The sequence below is a fragment of the Enterococcus nangangensis genome (assembly GCF_005405245.1).
GTDB classification, from domain to species: Bacteria; Bacillota; Bacilli; order Lactobacillales; family Enterococcaceae; genus Enterococcus_J; species Enterococcus_J nangangensis.
The window spans coordinates 83383-96442 of sequence record NZ_BJDR01000005.1; the positions used below are offsets into that span (position 1 = coordinate 83383).

The window sequence follows — 13060 nt, forward strand, 5'->3', positions numbered from 1 at the left end:
AATTTGACAGCAGTTTCACACAAATTTGGAAAAGAGGACTGGATTTGCAACGAATTTTAAACTCTCCTTTAACTTCACAAATTACCGGCGCTATTGCCTGTGGTGTCTTTACCCTACTGGCTAGTTGGCAACTGGTGGCAGCTAGTGTCCAGCCTACTTGGCCTTTAGTCAAGGTGCTGGCTATTTTGTGGAGTAGTTTCTTCATTCTGGCCACCTTACTCACTTGTTTAGCTTACAGCTTACGACAGACCCGCGCTCGACCATTGTTTGCGACGTTTAGTATGCTTGCCAACTACCTCCTTTTGGCGTTTAGTCTCTTGCCGACTGTCTTAAAAAACGACAGTGTACTCTTTTGGATTTTTTTTGGTCTGCAATTAGGTTGGAGCGTGCTGTTTGCTAGTCTGTATCCAACGGTCTTTCGGCAAAAACGCCGTCCTTTAAGCAACTGGTTATGGTTACCTATCCTTATTATCAATTTCTTTTTGGGAATTTATTTTAGCGCTCCTCTTTTGGTTGTCGCTAATCTTTGCGGCGGTTTACTGATCTTTTTAAAAGACGAAGGGCGCAACTGGCGTCTACTTTTATTAATTAGCACTTATCTTTTGCTTTTATGGGGCACGTGGCCTAGTTAAAAAGGACTTCCCAACTTCTGAAGTTGAGAGGTCCTTTATTTTATTTTCGGTGATAAGTATTAAAGTAACCACTAATCCCGCTCTTTGCATCGGTAAAAGGAACTTGAGTCACTAACTGAAAATCGTCCCAATTGACTTTGGGAAAATAGGTGTCACCACTAAATTTTTTAGCTAGCACCGTTTGTACCAAACAGTCGGCATAAGGCAAAAAGTTTTCATAAACTTTTGCTCCCCCAGTAACGATTAAGTCTTGGCCTAAACTGGCCTGCAGCACTTCTTCAACACTGTGAAAAACTTTAGCGCCAGCCACTTGATAGTGCGTGTCTTTAGTCAATAACCAAGTGGTGCGTTTCGGTAATAAACGCTCCCCCATGCCAATAAAGGTGGTGCGCCCCATTAAGATAGTTTGGCCCATGGTTTGTTCTTTGAAAAACTTCAAATCGGCGCTAACGTGCCAAGGCAAAGTGCCCTTAGCGCCAATTAATCCCGCTTCGTCTTGGGCCCAGATTAAAGTAAGCACAGCTGATTCCTCCTAGACGGCAATCGGCGCTTTAATCGCCGGTTGCGGGTGATAATTTTCCAATTGAATATCTGCTACCTCAAAATCAAAAATCGATTTTTTCGCCGGATTTAAAACCAAAGTCGGCGGGATGCTAAGGGGACGCGTCAACTGCAGTTCCATTTGTTCTTGATGATTTAAATATAAATGAGCATCCCCTAACGTATGAATAAATTCTCCCACCGCAAGCCCCGTCTCATGAGCAATTAAATGCGTCAATAATGCATAAGAGGCAATGTTAAAGGGCACACCTAAAAAGACATCGCCACTTCGTTGGTACAACTGACAAGAAAGCTTGCCATCAGCTACATAAAATTGGAAAAGCGTATGACAAGGCGGTAACGCCATACTGGGAACATCTTCAGGATTCCAAGCAGAAACAATTAGGCGTCTTGAATCGGGTGTTTTTTTAATCATTTCAATGACGTTTTGCAGTTGATCAATGAAGCCGCCATTTTTCGTTGCCCAATGCCGCCATTGGGCACCGTAAATATTCCCCAGCTCGCCAAATTCAGCAGCAAATTTTTCATCGGCGATAATTCGTTCAGTGAAGGTGTGCAGCTCTTGTTGATAAACTTCGTTAAAGGCTTCATCGACTAAGGAGCGTCGCCCAAAATCCGTCATATCCGGCCCCAGATAAGCTGGACTTTGCACATAGCGTTCAAAAGCCCATTCATCCCAAATATGATTTTTATGTTGCAGTAAGTAACGAATATTGGTATCTCCTTTTAAAAACCAAAGCAGTTCTGATTTAATCAGGCCAAAAGGAACCCGTTTGGTAGTTAGTAAAGGAAAGCCTGCCGCTAAATCAAAGCGCATTTGGTAACCGAAAAGAGATTTGGTTCCCGTCCCGGTGCGATCACTTTTTACGTGACCCTCAGCTAAAATTTTTCTTCCTAAGTCTAAGTATGCTTCTTCCATCATGCTCTCCTTTACGCGAATTCTGATAAATATTCCCAACGTTCCATCTTATTTTCTAACGCCGCTTCATTGGCCTCTAGTTCCTCTTGTAAGGCTTGTAAGCGGGCAAAGTTCGCTCCTAAGTGATTCATTTCTTCTTTTAGCTGGGCACTTTTTTCTTCTAAGGCGGCAATCTCTTCTTCAATAGTGTCCCATTCTTTTTGTTCCATGTAGGTTAATTTCACTTTAGTTTTTTCAGTGGTGGGTTCATGGTCTTTAGGCGGCGTCACTTTTTTTGGCGCAGGAGCCACTTCTTGCTGTTCCTGCTGGGCCAAATAGCTACTCATGTCGCCATAAAAATACTGATACGCACCCTGGCCGGCCAAAATTAACAGTTTGTCCACCGTTTTATCCAAGAAATAGCGGTCATGAGAAACCGTAACGACACTACCGGGAAATTCTTCCAAGTAGTCTTCTAGAACCGTTAACGTCGCAATGTCTAAATCATTGGTTGGTTCATCCAGTAATAAAACATTGGGTTGACTCATTAATAATTTCAATAAGTATAGCCGGCGCTTTTCCCCACCCGATAATTTTTTAACTAGCGTGCCATGCATAAAGCGGGGGAATAAAAACCGTTCCAACATCTCCGGCACCGAAATTTTTTCACCGGCGCGATTCGTGACCTCTTCGGCGACTTCTTGCAAATATTGAATCATGCGCTTTTCTGGATCCATAACTTCCATTTGTTGCGTGTAATAAGCCAATTTTACCGTTTCACCGATTTCATAAAGCCCTGTGTCTAATTGTTTTTGCCCCGCTAAAATATTTAACAGCGTCGTTTTCCCCACGCCGTTATTGCCGACAATTCCTAAACGGTCGCCAGCTTGTAGTAACAAGTCAAAGGCTTGCAGTAAAATCTTGCCGTCAATCTGGTAGTTGCCTTCTGCAATCCGCAACACTTTTTTTCCTAAACGGGTTGTGGCGACATCCATCGTCAAATGGTCTTTGCTAGTACTTTGTTCTTGTAGATTTTCTTTCAACTCAGCAAAACGATTAATCCGCGCTTGTTGTTTAGTCCCCCGGGCTTGGACCCCCGCGCGAATCCAAGCTAATTCTTTTTTATAAAGCTGTTGAGCTTTGGTTAGTTTTAAGGCATTTTCACTTTGTAAATTTTCTTTTTCCGCTAAATAGGTAGCGTAGTTTCCTTTGATTTCTAAGAGCTGACCTTGATCTAGCTCAAAAATTCGATTGGCTACCCGATCTAAGAAGTAACGATCGTGGGTCACCATTAAAAGTGTGCCTTGGTACTGGGCTAAATATTTTTCTAGCCACGTAATAGCCTCAATATCTAAATGGTTGGTGGGCTCGTCTAACAACAATAAATCAGCATCGGCTAACAAGACTTGTCCTAAAGCCGCGCGCTTTTGTTGGCCTCCAGATAAAGTTTTGATAGGTTGATTCGTTAAGGGCACGCCTAATTGATTTAAAATACTTTTGACTTGCGCTTCTAACTGCCACAAGTCTTTGGCGTTCATCTCTTCTTGTAAACGGAGCAATTCTTTTTGTAAATTTTCATCAGCGGGCTGTTCTCCTAAAGCTAACAAGACCTCTTCATAGCGCCGCAAAGTGACAAATTCTGGTGTCTCCCCGCTAAGGACTGCCGCTACCACACTTTTTTCTAAAGGTAAATGAATTTCTTGTGACAAATAGGCAATCCGGTAATCGCTAGGATATTCCAATGTTCCTTGATTTTCAGCCGTATCGACCCCTGCCAAAATGCGCAACAAAGTACTCTTTCCGGTTCCATTCGTCCCAATCAGTCCGATGCGATCTTTTTCGTGCAGGATAAAGTTGACGCCTGCTAACAAGGTTTTTTCACCGTAAGTTCTTCTTAAATCAATCGCTTTTAATTCCCGCATCTCATCCCTCCTAATTCTTTGTCATTTTATCACATCTAAGAAGGTGTTGCTATGGAAAGAAAAAAAGACCCACGCCAAAGCGCAGGTCCAAAATGAAATTAAAATTTGTCAGGATAAACATCCTTCACGGTTTTTTCTGAATCAATGACAATGTACAAAGCATTGTTCTTATCAGAAATTTGCGTAGATTGATATTCATTATCCAAACCTTCTTGGAACGGTGTAGCTTTATCTTTATAAGGGAAATAAATCAGGTCTGGACTGGCATGATGATATAAAATTTCCATTTTTTCGATATCTTGGTATTTTAAAGCGCGGGAAAACATCCCTAACTCCAACCCACCCAAGTTAATATCTTCAGTGGTAACATGGTCAGCTTCTTGGAAGATTTCGATTTTGAAACCTTGGGCAGGGTGAATTTCTACAAATTCGCTATCGCCAATTCGTCCAAAACTCGTGCTAACTTGCTTAATCCACAAATCTCCGATAAAACGGCGGTTAACTGTCCAAGTTTCGCCATTACGGAAGTAAAATTTTAAACCCGTCATTGCTTTTGCCATAGTGCATTCTCCTTTGAATCGATTTCTAATACAATTCGATTTTAACACAAATTTTAAAAAATGATTAGCGATTTAAGTCTGCCAAAAATTTTTCAGAAATAACCCGTACGCGGACATGTTCCCCTTGCGCCAAAATGGCCTTTGTTTTTTGGTCCCGTACTTCAAAGGTAAAAGTAAAACTTTTCTTTCCTTCCTTGACTAACGTGGTGCTCACTGTCACAGTGTCTCCTACAGCACTTGCTTTTAAGTGTTCAATGCTCATTTTAACCCCTACCGTGCTTTCACCAGTGACTAATTTTTCGGCGATACTTTCAAAGCAAGTGTTTTCCACAAGGGCCACTACTTTAGGAGTAGCCAACACCGGCAGCAAACCTGAGCCCAAGACCGCGGCTGTATCTGCAGAACTTACGACAAAATCTTTTTCCATCTTAATTCTTCCTCCAAATGTTGTAATAAATAATCTTTTTCGTTTAGCCAAAGAGCCGTCACTACTTTTTCTTCCGCTAATTGCAAACTTTCGGCAATCCAAGGGCCAGCTCCTAAAGGAAAAGCGGCCAGTAAGTCGCCGCCGTTAATTGCTAGACTCTGACGATTTTTAATGGGTAAACCTTGATAGTCTTGCGTCAGCTTAAAAATTTCTGGCGTCAGTCCCCAGTGGCTGATGAGCTCTTCTAATTTGACGGCTAAGGGTAAGCCTAGGTGATAAAGTGCTAAAGGTGGTAGTAATCCTTGTTGTCGTTGCGGTAAATAGTGTAGTAAAAGTTGCACTTCTTTAATCCGTTGGTTGGAAAGTTTCCAACTTTGTAAAAATTTTCGCGGCTCTTGCGGAGCGACAAAAGCTAACAACAAACTCCAAGCTACCGTTTCATCCGTGATGGTCGGTTGCAAGTGCCGTAACAATTCCTCTAAAGGTTGTGCAGCCGTGGTGAGCCCTGGCGTGTAACGATATAACTCACTAGCGATAAAGGCCGATAAACCAAAAGCGGCGTGTTGTCCTAACAATAATTTTTCAAACTCAACGCGAATCCGCTCGACTGCGATATTTTCTAAGAGTTGATGATGCTCTTTAATGGCGGCAAAGGTCTCTCCTTCAATCTCAAAACCTAATTGGCTAGCAAAACGTACCCCCCGCATCATACGTAAGGCGTCTTCAAAGAAACGCTCGTGAGGATTGCCAACTGCACGAATCAATCCTTGCTTTAAATCAGCCAGACCAGAAAATAAATCTACCAAGGTGCCATCATAACTTACTGCTAAAGCATTCATGGTAAAGTCTCGTCGTTTTAAATCTTCTTTTAAAGAGCGTACAAATTCTACTTTATCCGGACGGCGAAAATCTTGATAGCCACTTTCCGTACGAAAAGTGGTAATCTCATACGTCTCGTGATTCAATAAGACGGCAATGGTGCCGTGTTGAATGCCTAAATCAAATGTCTTCGGAAACAACGTAGCAATTTCATAAGGCGTGGCGCTAGTGGCGATGTCTACATCGTGAATCGGTTGCTTTAACAAAAAATCTCGCACGCATCCTCCCACAAAGTAAGCCTCAAAACCAGCTTCTTGAATCGTCTGTAAAACCGGTAATGCTTTAATAAATTCTGGCGACAAAGGCTCAAGTTTCATCTGGTTGCTCCTTTGCTAAAGGAAGCTTTCGTTCAAAGCGCGTGCTATCTCGCTGATAAAATTTTTCCATATTTTGCTGGAAAGCCGTCGTTAGGTCAATGTCTAGTGAATTAGCCATGATTAACGTCACAAACAAAACATCACCTAATTCTTCAGCTACCGTTTTAGGTTTTTCACTCGTTTTTTTAGGCTTTTCACCGTAATAATGATTAATTTCTCGAGCCAGTTCCCCAACCTCTTCTGTTAAACGAGCCATTTGCGCCAGCGGGGAAAAATAGCCTACTTTAAATTGTTGAATATAGTCGTCAACGACTTGTTGCATTTCTTTTAGCGAGTCCGTCATGTAAAACGCCTCCTTCTCTTTTCCTATCTTATCAAAAAAGACAGGTAAACTTCAAGGCGTGCCCTTGTTGTTTGTTATTTCAGATGATAAGATTGAGCAAAAGGGGGTCAGCGATTTGCGACAAAAGGTTTTGCTTCGAGATATTTTTTTTATTTTTCTAGGGACGTGTATGTACGCCTTTGGTTTGGTGTATTTTAATATGGCTAATGACTTGGCTGAAGGTGGCGTGACGGGGATTACTTTAATTTTCCGGAGTCTCTTTCAGATTGATCCAGCGATCTCCACGGTGGTGATTAATATTCCCTTAATTTTAATCGGGGGAAAAATTTTAGGAAAACGTAGCTTCTGGTACACTATTTTAGGAACATTAGCCCTTTCTTTTTTCTTATTTGTCTGGCAACGAGTTCATTTTGTTTTAAATGTCGATCACGATTTACTTATCGCTTCCCTACTCGCCGGTTTAATGGGCGGGCTGGGCTCTGGCTTTGTTTACCGTGTTGGGGGGACTACTGGGGGCGCGGATATTGTCGCCCGGATTGTAGAGCAAAAATTTGGCGTGAGTATGGGCCGCACGCTTTTATCTTTTGACGTTTTAGTTTTAATTTTATCTTTAACCTACATTGATTTAAAGCACATGATGTATACCCTAATTGCTTCTTATGTTTTTGCTAGCGTTGTGGATTTTGTTCAAGATGGAGCTTACAAGGCGCGGGGGATTTTGGTGATTTCTGATCACAACTCAGAAATTGGCGCCGTCATTATGAAAGAACTAGAACGCGGCGTCAGTTTTCTCGCCGGCCAAGGAGGCTATTCTCGCTCTGATAAAGAAATTTTATACGTCGTCGTTTCCCCGGCAGAACTCTTTGAAGTAAAAAGTATCATTGAAAGTATCGACCCTAAAGCTTTTATTTCCATCATTAACGTACACGAAGCAATCGGCGAAGGGTTTACCTACCAAAGACCACAGCGCTTCTTATTGCGTAAACCTAAAGTAAAAAGTCATTAATACGTAAAAAAATCTCCTGACCTTAGTCAAGAGATTTTTTTGTTAAACTTTTTAATTGGGTAGAGAGTTGTTGAAACTTTTCTTGATCTCCGTTTTCCAAGGCTTCATCGATTTCTTCCCATAGTTGTTCTTTCGTGTACGCTGCTTCCAACGCTGTTAAACGATCATCTACTAAACTTTTTAAATTTTCATCCACTGTTCCATTCCAAGAATGTTCCGGGTTGTCTTCCAATACCCCAACGTAAGGAGCTGTCTGCCAAGTTTTAGCGAAAATAATTTCCAAATAAAGCGGCGTATTCCAGTGAAAACGAATCTCGTGAAAAATTTGCTCGGCATCGGTAAACTCTTGACCAGTCACCGTCAGGTACATGGGTGCGGTGGTGGTTTCTGCATGAATGACCAAACCGCGCTGGGTGATTCCTGCCTGCTCAACAAAGTGGACATTTTTTAAAATCGCAGGATGAGTTAACAAGTAATTTAAAATCCAATAAATTTCCCGTCGCTGAAAATGTAAGTGTTCTAAACACCAGCGTAAAGCAGCTTGCTTTTCTTGAATCCGTGGCTCCATCAGTCAACCTCCTACTCTTGGAGACTCTCCAAAATTGATTGCACCTCTAAATCCTCTGGTTCATGAGCTAAGTAATGGGTTAGTAATTGGCGCGCTTCTTTAATGCGTCCTTCTTCCCGTAAGAATAAACCATATTCTTTCATGAAGCTAGGCTCTTCTTTTAAGCCAGCGTAGGCTAAGGCGTAAAGTTTAAAAGCTTCATCGTAGTCTTCTAAAGCATTAGCCGCCCGCGCTTGATCCCATAAAGCTTCTGGCAAATCACTTGGATAATCTTGATACAATTTTTGTACCTCACTGAAACGTTCTTGATGACTGTAAAGATTACTTAAGGCTAAAACAACTTCTTCTTGTTGCTCACCAATCGTCAAAGCTTGGTTTAAAATTTCTTCAGCTCGGGCTTCTGCGTGTAAACGATAAGCATTTTCTGCCGCCATTAAGAACAAATCGCTTTGAAATGGTGCGTAACGTAAACCTTGCTCTAAGACACTACGGGCTTCTTCTAAACGCTCTTGTCCTTGTAATAAGCGACCTAAGTGAACGTAAACCGTTGCGTATTCAGGATTATATTCCAATAAGCGTTGGTATAAAGCAATCGCCCGCTCATCTTCATGGAGTTGTTGGTAAGTATATCCTAAATAAAATAGGCGGTCCTCTGTTTCTTCATGATCTAAAGCTTGTGTTAAAGGCGCCACAGCTGTTTCAAATTCTCCAGCCATCGCTAAACTAATTCCTAGACGTTCTAATAAAGAAACACTGGCTAATTCTGTTTTCCCCGCCTCCACTAAACCACCGTAAAGCGCCGCTGCTTCTTGGAAACGGTTTAAGCTAAAATAAAGTTCGGCTAAAGCAAAGTCAATTATTTCTTCGTTGGGTAATAAAGTACGCGCTTGTAAAAGTTTTTGCTCGGCTACTTCAGGTAATTCCAATAATTGATAAATATCCGCCATGTCCAATAGTGCTTCTGGGTAGGCTGGTGAATCTTGGGGAATTTGATCTAAGTAACTAAAGGCCGCATCAAACTCACTTTCTTCAGCCATCAGTTCACCTAGAAATAATAAGTAATCAGTATTTTCGGAATCTCGTTGCAATAAATGTTGAAAAACTTCTAACGCCTCAGGGGTAAAGCCCAGATGATATAAATTTTCTCCCAATTCTTCCAAAACGGCTACTGGATCATGGGCCAACGCCTGCTTTAAAGCACTTCCTGCTGCTTCTAAATCTTGATTATCTAACGCATCTAACATTTCTTCACTATAACTCATGGTCAGGACTCCCTTTTAAAAATTTTTCACCAGCAGTCAATAAGGTCGAAGGTGTAAGTGCGACCGTTACTAAGCTACTTTCTTGATTCAATAAGTAATAACTTTGGGGCAACCGTGAGACAAGCTCCCACCATTCTTCTTTGGCAAAAGATACAGGAAAAATGCCCAGTTGTTGCCACCATTTTTGTAAATGTACTAATTTAATTTGATATCCAGCAAACTGTTGCGCTAAATAAAGATAAAACAATAAGACTGTGCCTTCCTCATTAGCGCTCAAATTCTTTTGTAAGAAAAAAGCATAGCGAATTTGGGCCAACGTTTCTCGCAATTGTTTCACAGAATTAGGCTGTGTTTTTAAAATAGCCAACTCTTCACTGACAAAAGACAAGGGGGCAATTTGGCTTAAGCGTTGTTGCGTAGGATAGTTTTGGAATAAATCTTTAAGCAGAGTATTATCTGATAAAAAGCCTAAGCTTACTAGTGTTAGTAAATCTTTTTGGCGTTGCCTTAGGTGTAGCTCTTTTGTCGTAGCAATTCCCTCTTCAAAGTAAATTAGCTGCGGTTTTTTCATTAGCCGTGTAACTTGAAAGTGAGTCCCATAAGTTAAACGACTCTCCCCAATGCAACTTTGTAAGAACCCCTCTTGGTCTTGAGGAAACAACCACAGTTCCTGACAGCTAGCCAGCATTTTAGCTAGACTCATTGTTAATTGTAAAATACTGTTGGGGCCAAATCCTAAAAGAATAACTTCTGGATATTCCTTTTCCGTCACAAATCCTAAAAGCTCCTCTAACTGCTGAAAAGTAGCATGGGAGCTTGTCGCTGGCAGGACATACCAAGAGACCTCTTGTAAGATGCGTGCTGGCATCACATTTAAGTAAAGCTCGTAAAGAGTATTGGTAGTAATAATTATGACTGGTGCTGAAAATTCTTGCTGAGCCATCACCTGAAAGTAAGGTTCGCCGTAATAAATAGTCGTCTCTTTTTGCCAAGTTAAACGCATCTATCCACCTCCTAGTCTCTTATATTCTAGCATGAAAGGTGGGATTTATCTGTTGAAAAACTACCCAGAAAAATAAAAACAACTTGTAAGAAAAACAATTCATGGTTACACATTGACGCTACTCTTTCATTAAGACAAAAAGAGCCCCTCGTAGCCATAGAGCCACAAGGGGTTTACCGTCAAAATTATTTAACAGCGTCTTTGAGCGCTTTCCCTGGTTTAAATGCAGGTACTTTGCTTGCTGGGATTTCGATTTCTTCACCAGTTTGTGGGTTGCGACCTTTACGAGCAGCACGTTCACGAACTTCGAAGTTCCCGAATCCGATTAATTGAACTTTTTCTCCATCAGCTAAAGCTTTTTGGATGCTAGAGAAAACAGCGTCAACAGCAGCAGTTGCATCTTTTTTAGTTAAGTTTGCAGCAGAAGCAACGTTTTCGATTAATTCAGCTTTGTTTGCCATGAAATGTTTCACCTCCGTTAGAGTTGTGGATTGAGTGGTACAGATTGTCTGAGTGGTCCAGCCAATCTCAAATATTGTTACCAATATTCTGTTATCACGATAGCATAGGAAAGCTTTAATGGCAAGGGTTTTACTAGTTTTTGGTGTATTTTGTAGCAAATTTAACCAAAAGAAGCTTAAAAGTGGTTTTCAGTTGTCAACTCGCTTTGTTTTTGCTAAAATACCTAGCTTTATTTACGGCGCCGCGTAATCATACGAATCGGTGTGCCTTCAAAATCAAAAGTTTTCCGAATTTGATTTTCCAAGAAACGTTCGTAAGAGAAATGCATCAACTCTTCTTCGTTAACAAACACCACAAAAGTTGGTGGCTTGACGGCAACTTGCGTCGCGTAAAAAATTTTCAAGCGTTTTCCTTTATCCGTTGGAGTCGGGTTAATAGCGACAGCATCCATAATGATTTCATTTAAGACGCTAGAAGAAATACGCAAATTTTGATTCATGGAAACTTGTTCAATTAAAGCTGGCAATAAGTGCAAACGTTGTTTGGTTTTAGCTGAAACAAAAATAATTGGGGCATAACTTAGATATAAAAATTCATTGCGAATTTTTTCTTCAAATTCTTTCATGGTGTGGTTATCTTTTTCCAAAGTGTCCCACTTGTTCACCACGATGATGACCCCTTTACCGGCTTCATGGGCGTAACCGGCGACTTTTTTATCTTGCTCGATAATGCCTTCTTCAGCGTTAATCACCATTAAGACCACATCGGAGCGTTCGATCGCCCGCAAAGCTCGCATCACAGAATATTTTTCCGTGTTTTCGTAGACTTTTCCCCGCTTGCGAATCCCGGCGGTGTCAATCATTAAAAATTTCTGACCTTCTGCTTCAAAACGCGTATCAATGGCATCGCGGGTTGTGCCGGCAATATCAGAAACAATAACGCGATTTTCTCCCAATAATGCATTAGTTAAAGAAGATTTCCCCACATTAGGACGACCGATAAAACTAAATTTAATCAAGCCTTCTTCTTCTACAAAGTCTTCTTCCTTAAAATGACTCACACAAGCATCTAGTAAGTCGCCAATCCCGATACCGTGACTCCCAGAAATTGGATAAGGATCACCTAAACCTAAGGCGTAAAATTCATAAATGTCATTACGGGTTTCAGGATTATCTACCTTGTTAACGGCCAGAATTACAGGCTTATGGGAACGGTAGAGCATTTTCGCTACCATTTCATCGGCATCAGTAATTCCTTCTTTCACACTAACAATCATAATAATCACGTCAGCTTCTTCAATGGCGATTTCAGCTTGGTGTTTAATTTGGTCCATAAAAGGTTCATCAGACATTTCAATTCCGCCAGTGTCAATTAAGCTAAACTCTTTGCCTAACCATTCACCGGTTGCATAAATACGGTCACGAGTAACGCCAGGAGTATCTTCCACAATAGAAATACGTTCCCCAGCAATACGATTAAAGATTGTAGATTTCCCGACGTTAGGCCGGCCCACAATCGCGATAGTTGGATTTGCCATGGGCTTCCTCCTTAAGATTATTTTACATCTTGTTAAGTTTAGCGACTTTTCTTGAAAAAAGCAATAGCCACTACCTTTGAATTATGCAAAATAAGAAAACCCTCGGATAATTATCCGAGGGCTTCTTTGATATTTGCGCATGCTGTTTTATTGCTCGCTGAATCGGAATTCTTTTCCCAAACCATTCCGGTAATATTCCGGATACATTTCGCCACCACATTTTTCACAGCTAAATTGCGGTGGTTGGTTTGGTTCATATTCCAAGTCTGTGCCATCAAGCAAATCCACCACTGATTTTGGAATATCCTCCTTTTCGCCACATTTGGAACATTCCAGCGGATTTTCTCCAAATTCTTCGGTTAATCTTTCAGCCCATTTTTTAGGCTTTAAAGCATTCTTCACAGCGATAATCATCTTTTTCACTTGGCTTTGATACGCTTGAAGAATAGTTTTCATTAAATTTTTTAGTCTTCGACTATAAATACCATAACGACGAATTGTCCGAAAATGATGATTTTGAATTTGACGCGTCATGGCGCCGATAAATTCTTCAGCTGTCATCGTTTTTGTTTCAGTTCTATTCGTTCTTTTATCCTTATAGTGAAACATGACTTGGTCTCCATCGTACATGATGATACGATTCAAAGCAATGGGTCCTCGCTTCATATAGCGACTAATATATT

The 13060-nt window shown here is 41.0% G+C and carries 15 protein-coding genes; 2 read left to right on the top strand and 13 right to left on the bottom strand.

Going from position 1 to position 13060, the window contains the following annotated elements; translation table 11 throughout:
- Positions 1–44: 44 nt before the first annotated feature.
- Complete coding sequence (locus FFM57_RS03230; protein WP_137599077.1) at positions 45–632, top strand: hypothetical protein; 588 nt, start codon at positions 45–47, stop codon at positions 630–632.
- Positions 633–672: 40 nt separating this feature from the next.
- Here FFM57_RS03230 and FFM57_RS03235 read toward each other — a convergent pair whose 3' ends face one another.
- The 7 genes from FFM57_RS03235 to FFM57_RS03265 all read right to left on the bottom strand — a co-directional run bounded on the left by FFM57_RS03235 (position 673) and on the right by FFM57_RS03265 (position 6539).
- Positions 673–1152 (bottom strand): dihydrofolate reductase, encoded by a 480-nt coding sequence (locus FFM57_RS03235; RefSeq protein ID WP_137599078.1) that lies wholly within the window; start codon positions 1150–1152, stop codon positions 673–675.
- Positions 1153–1164: 12 nt separating this feature from the next.
- Entirely contained in the window at positions 1165–2112 is a 948-nt protein-coding gene (locus tag FFM57_RS03240; RefSeq protein WP_137599079.1) for a thymidylate synthase, read from the bottom strand.
- Between the two features lie 11 nt (positions 2113–2123).
- A complete protein-coding gene (locus tag FFM57_RS03245) occupies positions 2124–4013 on the bottom strand; it encodes an ABC-F family ATP-binding cassette domain-containing protein (RefSeq protein ID WP_137599080.1) in 1890 nt (629 codons plus the stop codon).
- A gap of 98 nt (positions 4014–4111) precedes the next feature.
- Entirely contained in the window at positions 4112–4573 is a 462-nt protein-coding gene (locus FFM57_RS03250) for a hypothetical protein (protein WP_137599081.1), read from the bottom strand.
- 64 nt (positions 4574–4637) lie between these two features.
- Positions 4638–5000 carry a thioesterase family protein gene (locus tag FFM57_RS03255; RefSeq protein ID WP_246023371.1) on the bottom strand — a complete coding sequence of 121 codons (363 nt, stop codon included), beginning with the start codon at positions 4998–5000 and terminating at the stop codon, positions 4638–4640.
- Positions 4979–6196: a CCA tRNA nucleotidyltransferase gene (locus tag FFM57_RS03260; protein ID WP_137599082.1), complete on the bottom strand. Its 1218-nt coding sequence runs from the start codon at positions 6194–6196 to the stop codon at positions 4979–4981. The genes FFM57_RS03255 and FFM57_RS03260 overlap by 22 nt, the downstream gene beginning before the upstream one ends.
- Positions 6186–6539, bottom strand: coding sequence for a nucleotide pyrophosphohydrolase (locus FFM57_RS03265; protein WP_137599083.1), 354 nt, complete (start codon positions 6537–6539; stop codon positions 6186–6188). Before FFM57_RS03265 ends, FFM57_RS03260 begins: the two co-directional genes overlap by 11 nt.
- A 115-nt stretch (positions 6540–6654) precedes the next feature.
- Here FFM57_RS03265 and FFM57_RS03270 point away from each other — a divergent pair, with 115 nt between their 5' ends.
- Positions 6655–7545, top strand: coding sequence for a YitT family protein (locus FFM57_RS03270; protein WP_137599084.1), 891 nt, complete (start codon positions 6655–6657; stop codon positions 7543–7545).
- A 22-nt stretch (positions 7546–7567) separates the two neighbouring features.
- Here the strand turns inward: FFM57_RS03270 and FFM57_RS03275 are convergent, their stop codons facing one another.
- The 6 genes from FFM57_RS03275 to FFM57_RS09955 all read right to left on the bottom strand — a co-directional run.
- Complete coding sequence (locus tag FFM57_RS03275; protein WP_137599085.1) at positions 7568–8113, bottom strand: YpiB family protein; 546 nt, start codon at positions 8111–8113, stop codon at positions 7568–7570.
- A gap of 11 nt (positions 8114–8124) precedes the next feature.
- Positions 8125–9375, bottom strand: coding sequence for a tetratricopeptide repeat protein (locus tag FFM57_RS03280; protein WP_137599086.1), 1251 nt, complete (start codon positions 9373–9375; stop codon positions 8125–8127).
- Complete coding sequence (locus tag FFM57_RS03285) at positions 9365–10378, bottom strand: hypothetical protein (RefSeq protein ID WP_137599087.1); 1014 nt, start codon at positions 10376–10378, stop codon at positions 9365–9367. The genes FFM57_RS03280 and FFM57_RS03285 overlap by 11 nt, the downstream gene beginning before the upstream one ends.
- 185 nt (positions 10379–10563) lie before the next feature.
- A complete protein-coding gene (hbs, locus tag FFM57_RS03290) occupies positions 10564–10839 on the bottom strand; it encodes a non-specific DNA-binding protein Hbs (protein ID WP_137599088.1) in 276 nt (91 codons plus the stop codon).
- A gap of 230 nt (positions 10840–11069) precedes the next feature.
- Positions 11070–12377, bottom strand: a complete 1308-nt coding sequence (gene der / locus FFM57_RS03295) for a ribosome biogenesis GTPase Der (protein ID WP_137599089.1) — start codon at positions 12375–12377, stop codon at positions 11070–11072.
- Between the two features lie 147 nt (positions 12378–12524).
- A partial coding sequence (locus FFM57_RS09955) for a transposase (protein WP_246023373.1) occupies positions 12525–13060 on the bottom strand: 536 nt, incomplete at its 5' end.

Coding starts and splice junctions, on each gene's coding strand:
- FFM57_RS03255 (WP_246023371.1), bottom strand. CDS start 5,000: ATGGAAAAAGATTTTGTCGTAAGTTCTGCAGATACAGCCGCGGTCTTG.
- FFM57_RS03285 (WP_137599087.1), bottom strand. CDS start 10,378: ATGCGTTTAACTTGGCAAAAAGAGACGACTATTTATTACGGCGAACCT.
- FFM57_RS03280 (WP_137599086.1), bottom strand. CDS start 9,375: ATGAGTTATAGTGAAGAAATGTTAGATGCGTTAGATAATCAAGATTTA.
- FFM57_RS03250 (WP_137599081.1), bottom strand. CDS start 4,573: ATGGCAAAAGCAATGACGGGTTTAAAATTTTACTTCCGTAATGGCGAA.
- FFM57_RS03245 (WP_137599080.1), bottom strand. CDS start 4,013: ATGCGGGAATTAAAAGCGATTGATTTAAGAAGAACTTACGGTGAAAAA.
- FFM57_RS03260 (WP_137599082.1), bottom strand. CDS start 6,196: ATGAAACTTGAGCCTTTGTCGCCAGAATTTATTAAAGCATTACCGGTT.
- hbs (WP_137599088.1), bottom strand. CDS start 10,839: ATGGCAAACAAAGCTGAATTAATCGAAAACGTTGCTTCTGCTGCAAAC.
- FFM57_RS03275 (WP_137599085.1), bottom strand. CDS start 8,113: ATGGAGCCACGGATTCAAGAAAAGCAAGCTGCTTTACGCTGGTGTTTA.
- FFM57_RS03240 (WP_137599079.1), bottom strand. CDS start 2,112: ATGGAAGAAGCATACTTAGACTTAGGAAGAAAAATTTTAGCTGAGGGT.
- der (WP_137599089.1), bottom strand. CDS start 12,377: ATGGCAAATCCAACTATCGCGATTGTGGGCCGGCCTAACGTCGGGAAA.
- FFM57_RS03265 (WP_137599083.1), bottom strand. CDS start 6,539: ATGACGGACTCGCTAAAAGAAATGCAACAAGTCGTTGACGACTATATT.